The organism is Virgibacillus kekensis (assembly GCF_042654125.1).
Taxonomy (GTDB): domain Bacteria; phylum Bacillota; class Bacilli; order Bacillales; family Amphibacillaceae; genus Lentibacillus; species Lentibacillus kekensis.
In genome coordinates this window covers 79,709-95,336 of record NZ_JBHSFU010000015.1, presented here as the reverse complement: position 1 = coordinate 95,336, position 15,628 = coordinate 79,709, and the positions used below count along the sequence as shown (strand labels likewise).

Below are 15,628 nucleotides of genomic sequence, written 5' to 3'. Positions count from 1 at the left end.
CTCATTTCACCTCCAACACAAATTATTCTTTGCCCTTATCTGGAAAAGGCCTTTGATTTCCTGATTGGCGATACTTGTTGTATTGTCCTGTAAAATGCGGCCGTCTGTCCAGCTTCCACCAAGGTGCGCGCATCAACACATCCTTCATTTCGTTTTTCTTCATAGGTGCCATCGGGCTGAGATAAGGTTCACCGAACGAGCGTATTGTGGCCATATGAACAACAATAGTGATAATGCCCAATATTATCCCGAGTAATCCTAGTGTACCGGCAAGAATAATCATCGGAAACCTAAGCATCCGGATTGCCGCTGAAGCGGAGTAGCGCGGAATAGTAAATGAGGCGACCCCTGTAAGCGCCACAACGATTACCATTGGTGCCGAAACTATCCCAGCTGACACTGCTGCCTCACCGATAACAAGCGCACCGACAATACTGACAGCAGAACCTATCTGTTTTGGCAACCGAAGCCCGGCTTCACGAAGTGCTTCAAAAGTTATTTCCATCATCAATGCTTCAATTAATGCTGGAAACGGTACCTGTTCGCGGGAGGCGGCAATACTGATCAGCAGTGAAGTGGGAATCATTTCCTGATGGAAAGTAAGCAGTGCAACATACATAGATGGCAGGAATAAAGAGATCAGTAGAAAAAGATACCTAAGTAAGCGTATAGATGTACCAATAATATAACGTTGATAATAGTCCTCGCTTGCCTGTAAAAAAGAATAGAATGTGACGGGAACCACAAGCGCATGGGGACTTCCATCGACAATAATCCCAACCCGCCCCTCCAGCAGGTTTGCTGCGACGACATCAGGTCTTTCCGTGGATAAGATTTGAGGAAAAGGAGAATGTGGATTGTCCTCAATAAACTCTTCAAGTACTCCACTCTCCAGTACACCGTCAATGTTTAACCGGCTTATCCGATTTGTAACCTCATCAATTAGTGTTTGATCGGCCAGTCCTTCCACAAATGTAATAATTACTTTGGTTTCCGTATAATCCCCTACGTTTAATGACATCATTTTCAGTTTGGGACTATGTATTTTTCGCCGGATAAGTGAGGTATTGACAGAAATGGTCTCAACGAACCCTTCCCTTGGCCCGCGTACAACAGTTTCAGCGGTAGGTTCCTCAATTGCTCTCTTATCCCATTTAGAAAGGCCAACCGAAAAACCGGAATTCTCCTTATCCACCAGTATTACCGGATTACCTGTGGAAATTTGGCCAATACAGTCGGAAAGACTTCTTACTTGCTTAACAGTCGAAACGGGCAAACGTTTATAAATTACCTCCTCGGTTTCTGAATCCATATCACTCCCTTGGAACAATGGCGAAAGAACATTTTCATCCAGTTCCTCACCATTTACAAGTCCTTCTATATATACTAGAAGCGCCTTATGTTTTTTATCTATGTAAAAGGACCGGAACATAACATCTGAACAGTTTTCATATACATTGCGCAATATCTCTTCTGCTTCAGCAAGGTCAGACGGCAGTTCCGCATCTATTCCGCCTGGGTTTGAAGACTCAGTTATCTGACCTTTGTCCGACTGTTTCGTTTTACGTCTTTTAAAAATGGGCTGCTTTTTTCTCTGCCTGGCGCTCATCCTACCATCCTTCCATGTTTGGACTAGGTGGGTATACTATAGGATGATTCACTGGACAAATTTTATGCAAGTTAGGAAAGCCTTGAGGGGAAACAAACAGACTTCCTATAAAATCAAGGATTATTGAATAATTTCGCTTAGTCTGTTCGGGCTGAGGATTATTAGTTTAAATGATGGAAATAAGGCAGTGATATTTGATCACAACCGAATGGTTTTGTAGTTGGGATTGCAGATTGTTGGGTTCCTTTATTTTTGACACGGCTTAGGACTCCAGTTAATTAATTCTAAATAAATATTGATTATCAAACAAAAAAAGCGCCCCGTTCGACCGCTCATAGGGTTGATGAGAGGTGTTTGGCTTGAATTCCCGATTCCTTCGACCTCTCATAACGCCGATAAGCGGTGTTTGGCATAAATTCTCGACTCCTTCGACCTCTCATAAGGCCGATGAGAGGCATTTGGCTTGAATTCCGGCTTCCTTCAGTCTCTCATAACGCCGATGAGCGGTGTTTGGCAAGAATCCACCTCTAGTGGAGCACTTTTATAGTTGAAACTCCTCCGCCAACAACTGATAGGACCGCACTTTGGCATCGAAATCATAAATGTTCGTTATAATCATAAATTCGTCGGTCTGGTATTGCTCGCTTAACCGGTCCAATTTGCGTTTCACCTTATCCGGTGTCCCGACAATCGCCCGCTCGCGGTTCTTTCTGATTTGTTCCAACTCCTCTTGGCTGAAGGTTTTCTTTTTCACTTCTTCAATCGACGGCACTTTGGTATCGGCACCCTTTCCTACACTAAGGAGCCATTTATCTTGACTGAGTGCCAGCTCCTCTGCTTCCTCTTGCGTTTTTGCACACACGACAAAAATACATACAACGGTCTTTGGACTCTCTATGCTGGGTGAAGACTGAAAGTTATTTCGGTATGTTTGAATAACTTTTGCTCCATTATCAGGCTTAATAAAGTGACCGAACACAAACCCTGTACCAAGCTTGGCTGCATTCTTTGCGCCGCGTTCCGACAACCCGAGCACCCATAATGGCGGAACATTTTCCAATCTGGGTGCAGCTTTCACCATCCGGAACTGGTGGTCTTTTGGCAGTGTATTGTGCAGAAATCCCTGCAGATCAGCTAGCTGCCTTGGAAATTCCCGCATACTTCGATCCATATTATCGGTTATTGCCATGCGTGTTAATTGCGAACCACCTGGTGACCTCCCGATTCCGAGATCAATCCGTCCTGGGAAAAAAGCTTCAATTGTTTTAAAGTTCTCCGCCACTTTAAACGGGCTGTACTGTGGTAAAAGAACCCCGCCGGACCCGACACGAATTCTTTCTGTGTGGGCAGCAATCCGAGTAATCAGAATTTCCGGTGATGTGCTGGCAAGGCCGTTGGTATTATGATGCTCAGCCACCCAGTAACGTGTATATCCGATATCCTCGGTTATTTTGGCCAGTTTCAGTGTATTGTTTAGTGTATGTATAGCGTCAGACCCTCTCGAGATTGGTGCCTGATCCAGTACGCTCAGTTTCATAAAAAATCCTCCTGAAATAATTGGGACCCTAAGCTTTAGAGGCTCAGAGTCCTTGACCATTTTCTGTTTACGGTTTTAATAACTTTGCATTGATGGCCACAATAACCGTACTTAAACTCATAAGAACCGCCCCAACCGCTGGGCTGAGTACAATCCCAAGAGGTGCAAGTACACCCGCAGCTAGTGGGATTGCAAAGATGTTGTACCCGGTTGCCCACCATAAGTTCTGTACCATTTTTCGATAAGTTTTTCTCGACAAGTCAATTAGTGATACAACGTCGTATGGATTACTTTTGACAAGTACGACGTCCGCAGTCTCCATTGCTACATCGGTTCCGGCTCCTATCGCGATTCCAAGGTCAGCTGTTGCCAGTGCCGGAGCATCATTCACGCCATCGCCTGTCATGGCGACCCGCCAGCCTCTATCTTTAATTTCTTTTACTTTATCTGCTTTGTCATCAGGCAATACCTCAGCATAGACCTCGTCAATATCAAGCTGTTTGGCCACCCAATGAGCAACTTTACTGTTATCACCTGTCAACATAATGGAATGGATATCGTTGTTACGTAGTGAATTGATTGCTTCTTTCGCCGTGTCACGGACCATATCGGCCAACGCTATCATGCCAATAAGTCTATCGTCCATTAATACAAATATAACGGTTTTCCCTTCTTCTGACATATGATTGAACTTATCCACGTCGTACTCCAAATTGTTATTCTTCACATACCCGGGGCTTACCGCATTTATTTTTTTACCGTCAATATTACCTTCTATGCCTTTTCCAGTAATCGACTGGAAATCATTAACTTTCTTCAACTTCAAATCTTTTTCTTTTGCAGCGGACAGAATGCCGCTTGCAATCGGATGCTCAGAATTTTGTTCGATGCTCGCTGCCCAAGTCAATACATCATCTTCTGAGTATCCTTCTTCAGCCACAATGTCGGTAACGCCAAACTCACCCTTTGTCAGTGTACCCGTCTTGTCAAAAACAACCGCATTCAGATTCCGTGCCCCTTCAAAATTTGCACGATTACGAATCAAAAGTCCTTGTTTTGCCGATATGGAAGTCGATACCGCAACCACCAATGGTGCAGCAAGTCCAAGTGCATGCGGGCAAGTAATTACCATCACCGTTACCATTCGCTCGAGCGCGACATCAAAAGAATAGCCGAGCATCAGCCAGACTACAAGCGTGACTATACCAGATCCCAAAGCAAGATAAAACAGCCATTTTGCTGCACGGTTGGTAAGGTCTTGTGTTTTTGATTTGGACTCCTGAGCTTCTTTTACCAGATTTATGACCTGTGAGAGGTACGAGTCCTCCCCTGTTTTTTCAACCTGGATGGTGATCGATCCTTCGTTGTTAACAGAACCACCAATCACCTCATCGCCCTGATACTTTTCAACCGGTACGGATTCACCTGTTAACATAGATTCATCTACCGCTGATTTACCGTCTGTTATCGTGCCGTCCACAGGGATTTTTTCACCAGGTTTAACAAGGACCTTATCATTATTCTTCAATTCGGACACTGGAACGTCTTCTACTTCACCGTTTTCTTCAAGCTTATGTGCTTCATTCGGCATTAGTTTGATCAATTCCTCGAGCGCATTAGACGCGCCCATAACCGAACGCATCTCAATCCAGTGACCTAATAGCATGATATCAATCAGAGTTGCCAATTCCCAGAAAAAATCCTTACCTTCCCAGCCAAATACGGTAAGGGAGCTGTAGCCATACGCCACCAGGATGGCCAGACCAATTAGTGTCATCATTCCCGGGTTTTTGTCTTTCAGTTCACTGATAGCCCCGGTAATAAACGGCCAGCCTCCATAGAAAAATACAAATGTGGCAAACGCAAACAGAATATACTTATCACCAGTAAAGTCCCAATTCACCCCAACTAAAGACTGAATCATCGGTGATAAAATCAGAATGGGAATCGTAATAATTAACGAAATAAAAAAACGTTTTTTAAAGTCATTAACCATATCTCCATGGTCATGTTCTTCGTGATGACCGTGATGATCATGGTTTTCATGCCCACTGTCATCATGTAAATTGTGACGGCCCTCATCCTCGACTTTCTCATGAGGGTGATGATGTTCGTGTTTTGGTTCATTGTTTTGATGTGCAGCATGCTCATGGTTGTGATGTTTCTGGCCATGCGCCTTATTATGTTTATCCATTAATTCTGCTCCTCCTCTCTTGTCGATTAGTATTACCCAAAACCCACATGGTGTATTTTTTACCCATTTAAAGTATAGAGAAAACTGGTTCAGTAAGATAAAAAACGCTTCATTACTAAGAAAGGAAGCAGGTTTTAATATGAAATAGGCTGATTATTCACTACAATACTTAGGAAAAGTCCGCGATAGTAACGGTTAATTTTCAAAATCTCAAGGGATGAATCCTGCAACAGACCAAGTGTATCCCGGTCAAGATGACACCCGTCGCAAACCTGCTTCCAGACAGGTGTCATAAAGCTCTGGGCTTTAGCCAAAGCCGGCTGGTCCATCTTCACATGTTCAAAAAATAACATGCGGGCCCCTGGTTTTGCGACCCGACGGATTTCACGAAGCGCAGCTACAGGATCTGGAATCGTACAGAACACCAGCGTTGCAACGACAGAGTCAAAAGTGTTGTCATCAAATGGAAGTTTTTCGGCTCCTGCTGTATAGGTTTGGATGGGAATGCTGGCGTCATCTACCCGGGGAATGGCTTTTTCCTGCATCCTGGGGTTGGGTTCAATGGCATCCAACCTGGTTACATTCTTGTAGTAAGGAAAGTTAATGCCGGTACCTGAACCAACCTCAAGCACCCTTCCGTAAGCTTGTTCCACGAGGGATTTCCGTATAAGATTGAACTTGTTCTTTTCCAGCGGTTTCATCGCCGTGTCATATATACGTGGAAACCATTTTCCCAATACCTTCCCCTCCTAAAATAAGCGACAGGCTTATCAATGTTCTACTGCTGTTCCGTTATCGACACTTAACTCCCATGTCTGACCGCTGTTATGCGAGAAGTATATGTCTTTATCATCTGTAGCAATAACCAGTTCCTTTGGCTTCGCAGGATTCTGCTGAATATACATAATCGGAGTTTCCACAGATTTTGGTATACTCAGCTTATTAAGTTCGTTTGTTGGCAGACTGACATTGTACAAGTTAACCTCATTGGACTGAGTCGCAACAAGAAGGTTATGCTGATAACCAAAAGCCACTGCCGTAACATGGCCATTTACTGGCATTTTTTTAAATGTATTGCCATGGTCAGCTGACACAAACACGCCTTCATTCGTACCAACAGCAACCGTACCGGATATCGTTGGATGTGCTGTAAGTGAACTTGCCTGCCCCTTTAAATCTTCCAATTCACTCTTAGTCCAGTTTTTTGCTTCATCGGTTGAATAATAAAATCCCGGCTCAGGCATTTGCGAATTCGCTGCTGGATTAAAAACATAAATTTCCTGCGTTTCATAGCCAACCGTCATGCCATGAAAATCAATTTCTCCGTGCAGTCCCAAAATATCAATCGATTCTCCCTTGTCCGTACTTTTAACGATTCCAAGTGGGTTTTTAAGATCTGACCCTTCGGCCGGGTGCCCACTACTATAGAATCCATTTTCAAACATGGAGAAGCCCATATAGTCGTGTGGGGTTGTATTCGGATCGGTCCATTCACCGTCTTTGAAAACCTTCAGGCCATCATGTGCCGGAACATAAAGCTCCTCTCCGTCACTTGTGTAGCCAAGCCCATGGATATGGGTGAATGTAACATTTTCGTGGTGGTCATCGGCTGAGCTTTCCCCGTCATTTACGTTCGCCATAACCAGAATAAAAACAACCAAGACAGCTGATAAAATGGATCCCCACATAAAAACATTGTTCCGGTTCGATTTCTTTTTTGTCTTCCTAAAGAAGTATAGTCCCACGAATATAACAAATAAAATAATGCCGGCAATCAGGCCGTAGTTCCAGTAATTAGTAACGGAACCTGTGGCGCTCTCTTCCGTTCCATGCGCAAAAGCAGTAAATGGGACGACAACCGTTCCAGCTAGCACAGCTGCAATCATAAGTAATCTTTTCATCTGTAATCTGAACACTCCCTGATGAATTGTTGGGGATTATACCCGTTTCATCCTTTATTTTACATCCTCATTATTAAGAAACTATGTAATTTTTCTAAAGAACTTTTACTTCAAGTATAAGATTTATTGATACGATTTATCAATAAACTTCCCTTTAACCGGTTAAAATACTAAAGAATTCCACGCCACAACGGGAAATGGGGGATACACTAATGGAGCTGCAGATGATTGAAATACTTGCACCGCAAGCGTTCAACGAGGAGCATATACTTGAAAAATTCGACCATACTGTGTCATGGGTAACCCAGGGAGAGGAAGACGTACATATTCATATTCTCGTGGAGAAGCAAGATGCTGAGCAGATACTTAATTACCTTGAAAAGGCGGCATCAGATGAAAGCAATCAGTTTGATGCACTTCTTTATTCCGTAAAAGCGTACATACCAAGTCATTTGAACGAAAAAAATACCCCTAATGACGATCAGGAGCAGTTTCAACGGGCAAGCCGGCATGAACTTTTATCGGTTGTGCAGACCTCCAGCAAAATTGACGGCAGCTTTTCATGGTTTACCGTATTTGCCGCGGTAGTTGCAACTGTTGGGATTATCCAAAACAGTCCCGCTCTGGTACTTGGTGCCAATATTATCGATCCGTCAATCAGGCCGTTGATGGGAGTATCATTTTCCTCCGTCCTCGGTGAAAAAAAAATAATGCGGCAATCATCCGTTACAGCACTATTCGGACTGCTGATTCCTGTTTCCATTGCCGCCCTATTTGGATTTCTTTTTCCGCTTCCGATTAATAGTACTGAATTTCTGGCGCGGACAAATGTCTTTTTACTCGATATTCTAGTGGCAATTGCCGCCGGGGCTGCCGGTGCACTTTCATTTGTAAAACGCTCGCAGGGGCAGCTCGTTGGAGTGATGATTTCACTTGCTGTACTCCCTCCTGCTATTGTATTTGGTATGATGATGGGTGCCTTTGAATGGCAGTCAGCAATTCAGCCTCTGTTGTTATTGGTAATCAACATCAATTCCATTCTATTATCCGCCATTGTTGTTTACTGGCTTAGTGGAATTAAACCGATTAATTGGAAAAATATTCAGGACGCCAGCACATCAAGACTGCATTCGCTGCTGTTTACTGGCGTGTTCTGCCTGTTCCTGGTTATTACGGTGATTTTCATGCAGTTTTAACCAACGATAATACGCTCTTCCGGGAACTTGTAATTTGCTTCTCGATGTCTAACATGGAATAACAGAATAAAAGATAATATACCAATTCGCCCAATAAACATTAGTGCAATAATTACTGATTTTCCAATCGTACTGAGTTCAGCAGTTATTCCCATAGAAAGTCCAGTAGTACCAAATGCCGAGCTTACTTCAAACATGATTTCCATCAAGGAGAATGGCTCGGTTCTGGCAAGAATCATAATAGCAGTAAAACAGAGCATAACAGCCATGAACGTTACTACGACCGACTTACGAATATCCTCTTCGTGAAGCTGACGCCCGAACACTTTAATATCTTTTCTGCCCTTAGCGAATGTAATGAGTAACAGGATAATAACGGCAAAAGTAGTCGTTCGTATCCCGCCACCAACCGAACTTGGCGACGCCCCAATAAACATCAAAAAACATAAAGCTAACAGTGTTGAATAAGAAAATTGACTGACATCCATCGTTGCAAGTCCACCATTTCTCGTGGTTGCCGATTGAAAAAATGCATAGAAAATCGATTCATGCCAGCTTTTTCCGTCAAAGAAATGATTTGCTTCAAACAGCAAAATAACAATCGTCCCGAAAAACATTAGTGAAAAGAATGTGAGTGTTGTCAATTTGGTATATAGACTAAACCGACTTAACCTGTGCCCTTTTCTTTGTTTTATATAATCCTTCACCTCGATTAGTACCGGGAATCCGATAGCCCCTAATGTCAGTAGAATGATTGTTATAAACTGTACATAGTAGTCATTGGCAAATGGAACAAGTGAACTTCCAGTTATATCGAAACCAGCATTTGTCGTTGCACTGACAGAAGCAAATAAGCCTTGAAAGAAAGCCTGCTGCCAAGTCGGAAAATAATTCAAAAAATGAATACCTAAAATTAGTGCTCCAGCAAGCTCAATAGCAATAATTATGATTAAAATCTGCTTCATCAATTCAACCAAACCTGACAAGTGTGACTGATTCTGATCTGTTTTAATAAGCTGACGCTCTTTCAATCCGATTTTTTTGCCCATTAATAGCCAGACAAAGGTTCCAAGCGTCATAATTCCGATACCACCGAACTGCAGAATAAACAGCAGTATAAATTTACCCGTAATACTGAACGTATCAGCGGTCGAAACCACGGTTAATCCGGTCACACTGACAGCACTGACCGCGGTAAACAGGATATCTATAAACGTCCAATCAACACCTGGTTTAAGTGCTACCGGGAGGCTCAAGAGACCCACAGAGACCATAACTGCTATAATATAGAACAACACAATTATTTGTGCCGGCCTTAAGCCATTACTCCTGTAAAAATTTTTCACCGTAAACTTCCTCATATTTTCACCCAATTTCTTTCAGAACATAAAAAGACCATCACGAGAGAATGGTCCTAGGATAAACCTGCGACCTCTCCCTCAACATATCAACGCTTACGAGGTTAGCTGTCGGGTTAGGGACTGAGAGTATCCCCTCTTACCATGTAAGATTCACCCCAAGATAGAATAAATCTATCATTATTCGGTCCCCCGTTCAATAGATTCAGCGATAAAGGTATCAGATCATATATAGTTTGTTGAACTACCCACCACTTATCTCCCTTGCGGTCTGATTGAAGTGGGGGATTCCTAAGAACACCGGCGTAACCGCCAGTTATGGATTAGGCTATCCCCGCAGTCCCTGCGGTTAGAAGTCTTATCGCTTCATTTTGAAGGTTTAATCCTGCGTTGACATCTCGTTGGTGGTGGGCCCCACATACACAGGTCCACTCACGCACATGCAGATTTTTAACGTCTTTGTTTTGATAACCACAACACGAACACAGCTGCGAACTGGGAAAGGTTTTACTCACTTCCACCACAGTTTTGCCGTACCATTCAGCTTTATATTTCAACATGACCTTGAATTGATACCAGGACACATCCGCAATGGATTGAGCGCTTTTCCTGTTTTTCATCATATTCGATACCTGCAGACGCTCGATTCCAATCACATCGTGGTTTTTGATGATATCGGTAGAGGTCTTATGCAAGAAATCTTCGCGCTTGTTGGCGATTTTTTCATGAATGCGGGCTACTTTGATTCGTTGTTTGTTCCAGTTACCAGAACCCACCACACGCCTCGATAGCACACGTTGAGCTCTTATCAGTTTTTGTTCCAGGGTTTTATAGTAACGGTTGTTTTTGTATGTAGTTCCATCCGACAGCACAGCGAAGTCTTTCAATCCCAGGTCCACACCCGTATTGGAGTTGTTCGCTGGTAATGGTAAGACCTCCACTTCCGCAAGAACAGACACAAAATACTTTTCGCTCGAATTACGCCGAACGGTGGCATTAATGATTCGTCCTTCCACTTCACGACTCTTGGCAAAACGAATGAGACCAATTTTAGGCAGCTTTATGTGGTGATCAAAAACAGTGATATTCCCATTGGTTTGTTTGGTGGTATACGACTGGACCTTATTTTTTTTACTTTTGAATGTAGGCGCTTTATTTTGTTTCTTGTAATACCGTTGGTAAGCGTCAGCCAGATTCTCCACGGACTTTTGAAGGGAGATGCTATCCACTTCTTTTAAAAAGGGATAATTGTCTTTTAATTGACGAACCGCCCTTACAGCTTCATATTTATTGAAAAACCCACCTTTCCAGTTGTTGGAGGGAAGTTGGCCGTTTTGGACCATCTCTTCTGTTATGTACCAGTAGGCGTCTTTTTGCTTCTGTTTTGCAAGGAAGAAATTGAATACAAATCTGGAGCAACCAATGGTCTTGTTGATTAGCTCGATTTGTCTTCGATTGGGATATATGCGAAATTTAAAAGCTTTTTTGACCAACATGAAATCACCCACTTCTCAGGAACGTTTGTTCTCATTATACCATGGAAGGAGGTGTATTGGCTATCGCCAACCGACATTCATCTCCCCCTTATCGCTGGGCTAAAGCCCTTCGCGCAATTGAAGAGGAAGTCTTCTGTCGTAGAGCGATAAAGTATAAACTACGCTCTATTAGATCAATTGTCAAAGGTTTTTTTAAAAAATCCTGGGCAGTACAAAAAAGGCCTTCCGCATCCCTAAACAGGACACAGAAGGCTCCATATTCAAACCTGATTATTCTCCACTTGTTCCATGGTTCAAGTCAGACGATAAATGTCGAAATCAATACAACGGCACCTAAGATAACCGCAGCAATTGCAGAACCTCTAGCAGTAGTAGATGGTGTAGAAAGTGCAATTACTCCTAGTACGATGGAGATAATCCCCATCCATACTGGCGCCCATATAAAGCCAATCAGGGCAACGATAATACCAATCCAACCAAGACTTAAACCTGTACCTTTACTCATATGCGCTGTATTAGTAGCCATTATAAACTACCTCCTTTGCACATTGTGGAGTTTTTTTTATCTTTCAATAATAGTTTTCCACGCTGGTCAAGGGTCTAAACATTCTATCTTACAATATTTGCTTGAGTAAATTAATTAAAAAGCGGCCAGATTAGAACAATAATTCCTAATCCGACTGAAGTTGCCGGAACACCTTTCGCAGGTCCGGTCAGTGCCACGGCCCCCAACACAATGGCTGAAATCCCCAGCCATAACGGGTAATAAAGAAAACCTATAATTGCGACGATTATTCCAATCCATCCGATTCCAAGACTAAAAGCCTTATAAAAATTTACGGATTTATCCGCCATGATAACTACCTCCTTCCGTACTGGATTGGAAGCAGTATTCATTATTATTATTTCCCCTCCTGTTCCATGCTAAAACGGCCATCATTGTAGAGGCAAAGGATATAGCACAAAAACTGGGCAAACGCATACACTTTATAGAGAGCAGATTAACGCCTACAGTTTTTTTGAAAAGAATTGTTGTTTTTAAATGGATGATGAATTCAAACGAACGGTATTACTAATTGCAGCGCTATATGTATTCATTTCCTTTGCCCTTGAAGACGGAGAAGATGTCGAAACCTAGGCTGAGGAAGACAACGTATTTCCATTCAGTACATCCACAATACAGTAGCAGGTGACTAATATGTCCAAGAATACTGCGAAGAATGATAAGTTTGGTGATCCGGAACTTAACAGTTTATTGGGAGGGCTTAACCTGTAGTCACAGCAGATTGCGGTAATTACAGCAATTTTAGTGAACGTCCTCGAAGTAGAATATGTTTTGCTTGATCGGCAACAAACCTTGCAGGTACTACTGGAAGGTTCGTTAGGTTCGTTAAGGAAGAAAACCGAAAGAGATAAGCTCGTTGAACAGGTAAGCGGCATGTCAGTTGGCGACTTATTTGATACCCTGTTGCGAAATCAATAGGAAATATAGGATTCAGACCAAAGATGATTCTTTGGTCTTTTATTTTTTAGTTGCTTGGTAATTGTTTCTCCCACTTCTCCCATTGCCAGTCACTTATTCCTCATAGCTTAGCCGGAAAAAGGACACAATACATTTAATAGCGGGAGGTATCTTTATGCTGCAATCTTCATATCAGGAAAAAGTACTTCAGTTACATGAGCCAGTAACATTTTCACAAGAACAAAAGACTTCTCTTTGGCTTGAACATGTGTTATTCACTACTTATTGGTGGGTTGGTTTGCTGTTATCCATAGTACCTTGGATAGTCTGGGTGCTCCTCTCGAAAAAAGCAAGCAGGAACCGCTTATTTTATACCGGCTTGCTGGTAGCAGTAATTTCTTCATACCTTGATTTTCTGGGGACCCAATTTGGGCTTTGGATTTATTACTATGAAGTCCTCCCCTGGCTGCCAGCATTCATTCCGTGGGATTGGACGTTAATCCCCATATCGATTATCAGCTTAATTGAATACAAACCCAATCTGTCTCCTTTATTAAAGGGTATAATTTTTGCAGTTTTGTCCTCATTTATAGGAGGATCAATTTTTACTTACTTTAATTTTTACGAATTACTAAAGTGGGAACATTATTATTCATTTCCAATTTATTTATTGATTTACTTATTAGCTCATTGGCACAGCAGAAGAGACCAATTTGCCCCTTTTTGGTGATACAATGGTTACTCAAGCTCCCATGTAAACCATCTACCATGTCCATCTGTCTCACCAGCTTTGTTTTTATATTCCTTACTATTAATAAAATAATCGAGATGCAAGTCAGTGTCCTGAATATTGTTGTAGAGATGGAATATTTCCCGCTCCCCGCTAATATCTTTTATACTGCGAAGAAGATTGGCCTTCGCTTGATATGAAAGCTGGTTTGCAACATGGGTATGGAAAACAACAATTGCTGCGTCTACTGGAATATCACGAGCGGTCTCTGGCAACATAGTGATTCCATCGCCTTCAATCAAGCTGACGGAATTCGTGTTGACATAATTGGCAGCACACTCAAACAACTTTCTCCGCTCCACGTGCTCAGGCCAAATAAGCGCCTTTAGCCATAGATAATCCTCCGGGTCAGTAACATCATTGATATGTAAGTCTAGCCCGGTTCTTGAGATAACTGGCGGGCTTTCGGAAAGTAGAAACGGAAAATTATTGCCTCTAACTTCTGTGTCTATATGCACTTCGGAACTGCGGTTACCGTAAATTTGATCTGAACCATATGAATAGCTGTACTGGTCCCAAAATAACTGCAGTCCTGCACTCGTACCAATTTCAATCAGTGCTAACGGTTTCTTTATTTTTTCGTAAATAAAACAGAATGCCGGATATAGATAACCTGTTCGTCTTACTTCGTTAGTCTGCACGAGCTTATGTTTCATAAGCGGAATTATCTCTTCCTGATGTATCTTGCAAAAGTTCTTAAATGATGGAAAAGCATCCCGGGGCTCTCCGGGCGAATCAGTTAAACTGGGATAGTAGTCAGCAAGCTCGTGACTTTCACCTTTCAATAGTAGGTAATGCACTGCTCCGAAAAGCATGTTTGGGACCGGCTGTCCTTCCCGCACATAGGAACATAAGCTGAGCAGATATTCATCGTCCGCAACCTTACTCGCTAAATGCTCATACAATCTGCTCGACCCTTTGCATTCTTTTTCGGAAAATGACTTAAAACGCATTGCAAGAGTAGATTTATCCAATTTATTACTCCCCCATTTCTTTTCGTACATTACCAGGCCCTTTAAAAAGGTATCTGATTCCCTTTCCGGCCATTGGCTCATCGGCATATCGGGGAATCACGTGGAAATGTGCATGGAAAATATGCTGACCCCCGACTTCACCGCAGTTCCAGCCGATATTATATCCGTTAGGGCCATGTTTTTCATCCAGATACGCTTTTACTTCATGTAACAGGTCATGAGTAGCGTTCCATTCTTCTTTTGACAAATCAAAAGCCGTCTCACGGTGCTGTCTTGGTACAATCAGTCCAGCTCCTTCAAGCTGACTACCCTTTAGACTTGCACTTTCCCACTGCAAAAACATACAGTGTTCATTTTCTAAAATAATCCGCTGCTCTGCTTCAAGGCGCGGATGGCAGAATACGCATTTCTCATCTCTCATTCGTCTCTGCTTCCTCCATTTCTAATATGTTTGACAACTCTATTAAATCCTCAATTATGTAATCGGCATTGGAGCCTTCCCAGTGAAGGTCCTTCTTCCATACAGTTCTCATCCCAACATTGCGAGCGGCAGCAATATCCTTTTCCGGATGGTCACCGACGAAGATGCTTTCTTCAGGCCGAACACTTAATTTATTCAACGCACGCTGAAAAATCTGCTCGTTCGGTTTTTTAATTCCTTCCCATTCAGAAATCAGGATGGCATCAATATACGGCGCAATCCCTAGCGCTCGGATATTATCCAGTTGAAACTGACCCTTTCCATTGGTAATCATTCCAAGTGACATGCCACTTCCTTTTAAGTTTTCCAATATCTGGATCAAATTAGGAAACGGCACACAGCTATGCCGGAAATTGGCAAGGTAGTCCTCGAGTAATTCTTCCCACGTGATTTCGTTAATAGCGTATTCCTTGACCAGCTGCCGATAAACCTTATCCTTCCAAACATACCCTCGATAATCTAGTTCAATGAACCGTTGCACATATTCTTCTTTTGGTATGTGCACTAACACGTTAAGTAAACGTTCATACTGGTCATGAATAAATTTCCGAACAGATAAGTCCCGATTCAGCAATGTCCCGTCCAGGTCAAACAGCACTGCTCTAATCAAATGAATCCCCTCCCCCGGAC

15 protein-coding genes and 1 riboswitch are annotated in these 15,628 nt (G+C 42.6%); of the genes, 3 read left to right on the top strand and 12 right to left on the bottom strand.

Annotation, left to right across the window (positions count from 1 at the left end; genetic code table 11):
* Positions 1-22 precede the first annotated feature (22 nt).
* From ACFO3D_RS18135 to ACFO3D_RS18115, 5 genes are all read right to left on the bottom strand, one after another.
* Positions 23-1,609 (bottom strand): spore germination protein, encoded by a 1,587-nt coding sequence (locus ACFO3D_RS18135; RefSeq protein WP_390299530.1) that lies wholly within the window; start codon positions 1,607-1,609, stop codon positions 23-25.
* A gap of 541 nt (positions 1,610-2,150) precedes the next feature.
* The gene (locus ACFO3D_RS18130; RefSeq protein WP_390299527.1) at positions 2,151-3,146 is read right to left on the bottom strand and encodes an LLM class flavin-dependent oxidoreductase; all 996 of its coding nucleotides are present in this window, start codon (positions 3,144-3,146) and stop codon (positions 2,151-2,153) included.
* Positions 3,147-3,213: 67 nt separating this feature from the next.
* A complete protein-coding gene (locus ACFO3D_RS18125; RefSeq protein WP_390299524.1) occupies positions 3,214-5,340 on the bottom strand; it encodes a heavy metal translocating P-type ATPase in 2,127 nt (708 codons plus the stop codon).
* Positions 5,341-5,474: 134 nt separating this feature from the next.
* Entirely contained in the window at positions 5,475-6,077 is a 603-nt protein-coding gene (locus ACFO3D_RS18120) for a class I SAM-dependent methyltransferase (protein WP_390299521.1), read from the bottom strand.
* 33 nt (positions 6,078-6,110) lie between these two features.
* Positions 6,111-7,241: a F510_1955 family glycosylhydrolase gene (locus ACFO3D_RS18115; protein ID WP_390299518.1), complete on the bottom strand. Its 1,131-nt coding sequence runs from the start codon at positions 7,239-7,241 to the stop codon at positions 6,111-6,113.
* Between the two features lie 212 nt (positions 7,242-7,453).
* Between ACFO3D_RS18115 and ACFO3D_RS18110 the strand changes: the two genes are divergently transcribed.
* Positions 7,454-8,437 carry a TIGR00341 family protein gene (locus ACFO3D_RS18110; RefSeq protein ID WP_390299515.1) on the top strand — a complete coding sequence of 328 codons (984 nt, stop codon included), beginning with the start codon at positions 7,454-7,456 and terminating at the stop codon, positions 8,435-8,437.
* Here ACFO3D_RS18110 and ACFO3D_RS18105 read toward each other — a convergent pair.
* The 4 genes from ACFO3D_RS18105 to ACFO3D_RS18090 form a co-directional block, all read right to left on the bottom strand.
* Positions 8,434-9,798 carry a TrkH family potassium uptake protein gene (locus ACFO3D_RS18105; RefSeq protein WP_390299512.1) on the bottom strand — a complete coding sequence of 455 codons (1,365 nt, stop codon included), beginning with the start codon at positions 9,796-9,798 and terminating at the stop codon, positions 8,434-8,436. The genes ACFO3D_RS18110 and ACFO3D_RS18105 overlap by 4 nt on opposite strands.
* Positions 9,799-9,873: 75 nt before the next feature.
* Positions 9,874-10,016, bottom strand: a riboswitch (cyclic di-AMP (ydaO/yuaA leader).
* A gap of 102 nt (positions 10,017-10,118) precedes the next feature.
* Positions 10,119-11,291: an IS200/IS605 family element RNA-guided endonuclease TnpB gene (gene tnpB / locus ACFO3D_RS18100; RefSeq protein WP_390299509.1), complete on the bottom strand. Its 1,173-nt coding sequence runs from the start codon at positions 11,289-11,291 to the stop codon at positions 10,119-10,121.
* 298 nt (positions 11,292-11,589) lie between these two features.
* Positions 11,590-11,817, bottom strand: a complete 228-nt coding sequence (locus ACFO3D_RS18095) for a hypothetical protein (protein WP_390299506.1) — start codon at positions 11,815-11,817, stop codon at positions 11,590-11,592.
* A 110-nt stretch (positions 11,818-11,927) separates the two neighbouring features.
* A complete protein-coding gene (locus ACFO3D_RS18090; protein WP_390299503.1) occupies positions 11,928-12,146 on the bottom strand; it encodes a hypothetical protein in 219 nt (72 codons plus the stop codon).
* A 481-nt stretch (positions 12,147-12,627) separates the two neighbouring features.
* Between ACFO3D_RS18090 and ACFO3D_RS18085 the strand changes: the two genes are divergently transcribed.
* Positions 12,628-12,774 (top strand): hypothetical protein, encoded by a 147-nt coding sequence (locus ACFO3D_RS18085; protein ID WP_390299500.1) that lies wholly within the window; start codon positions 12,628-12,630, stop codon positions 12,772-12,774.
* Between the two features lie 154 nt (positions 12,775-12,928).
* Positions 12,929-13,483: a CBO0543 family protein gene (locus ACFO3D_RS18080; protein ID WP_390299496.1), complete on the top strand. Its 555-nt coding sequence runs from the start codon at positions 12,929-12,931 to the stop codon at positions 13,481-13,483.
* A gap of 8 nt (positions 13,484-13,491) precedes the next feature.
* Here ACFO3D_RS18080 and ACFO3D_RS18075 read toward each other — a convergent pair whose 3' ends face one another.
* Genes ACFO3D_RS18075 through ACFO3D_RS18065 form a run of 3 tightly spaced genes read right to left on the bottom strand, consistent with a single transcriptional unit; the run spans position 13,492 to position 15,608 of the window.
* On the bottom strand, positions 13,492-14,547 hold the full coding sequence (locus ACFO3D_RS18075) for a DUF2332 domain-containing protein (RefSeq protein ID WP_390299493.1): 1,056 nt from the start codon (positions 14,545-14,547) through the stop codon (positions 13,492-13,494).
* Complete coding sequence (locus ACFO3D_RS18070; RefSeq protein ID WP_390299490.1) at positions 14,522-14,938, bottom strand: HIT family protein; 417 nt, start codon at positions 14,936-14,938, stop codon at positions 14,522-14,524. Before ACFO3D_RS18070 ends, ACFO3D_RS18075 begins: the two co-directional genes overlap by 26 nt.
* Positions 14,928-15,608, bottom strand: a complete 681-nt coding sequence (locus tag ACFO3D_RS18065; protein ID WP_390299486.1) for an HAD family hydrolase — start codon at positions 15,606-15,608, stop codon at positions 14,928-14,930. Before ACFO3D_RS18065 ends, ACFO3D_RS18070 begins: the two co-directional genes overlap by 11 nt.
* Between the last annotated feature and the right edge of the window lie 20 nt (positions 15,609-15,628).

Coding starts and splice junctions, on each gene's coding strand:
- ACFO3D_RS18135 (WP_390299530.1), bottom strand. CDS start 1,609: ATGAGCGCCAGGCAGAGAAAAAAGCAGCCCATTTTTAAAAGACGTAAA.
- ACFO3D_RS18130 (WP_390299527.1), bottom strand. CDS start 3,146: ATGAAACTGAGCGTACTGGATCAGGCACCAATCTCGAGAGGGTCTGAC.
- ACFO3D_RS18125 (WP_390299524.1), bottom strand. CDS start 5,340: ATGGATAAACATAATAAGGCGCATGGCCAGAAACATCACAACCATGAG.
- ACFO3D_RS18115 (WP_390299518.1), bottom strand. CDS start 7,241: ATGAAAAGATTACTTATGATTGCAGCTGTGCTAGCTGGAACGGTTGTC.
- ACFO3D_RS18110 (WP_390299515.1), top strand. CDS start 7,454: ATGGAGCTGCAGATGATTGAAATACTTGCACCGCAAGCGTTCAACGAG.
- ACFO3D_RS18105 (WP_390299512.1), bottom strand. CDS start 9,798: ATGAGGAAGTTTACGGTGAAAAATTTTTACAGGAGTAATGGCTTAAGG.
- tnpB (WP_390299509.1), bottom strand. CDS start 11,291: ATGTTGGTCAAAAAAGCTTTTAAATTTCGCATATATCCCAATCGAAGA.
- ACFO3D_RS18095 (WP_390299506.1), bottom strand. CDS start 11,817: ATGGCTACTAATACAGCGCATATGAGTAAAGGTACAGGTTTAAGTCTT.
- ACFO3D_RS18090 (WP_390299503.1), bottom strand. CDS start 12,146: ATGGCGGATAAATCCGTAAATTTTTATAAGGCTTTTAGTCTTGGAATC.
- ACFO3D_RS18080 (WP_390299496.1), top strand. CDS start 12,929: ATGCTGCAATCTTCATATCAGGAAAAAGTACTTCAGTTACATGAGCCA.
- ACFO3D_RS18075 (WP_390299493.1), bottom strand. CDS start 14,547: ATGTACGAAAAGAAATGGGGGAGTAATAAATTGGATAAATCTACTCTT.
- ACFO3D_RS18070 (WP_390299490.1), bottom strand. CDS start 14,938: ATGAGAGATGAGAAATGCGTATTCTGCCATCCGCGCCTTGAAGCAGAG.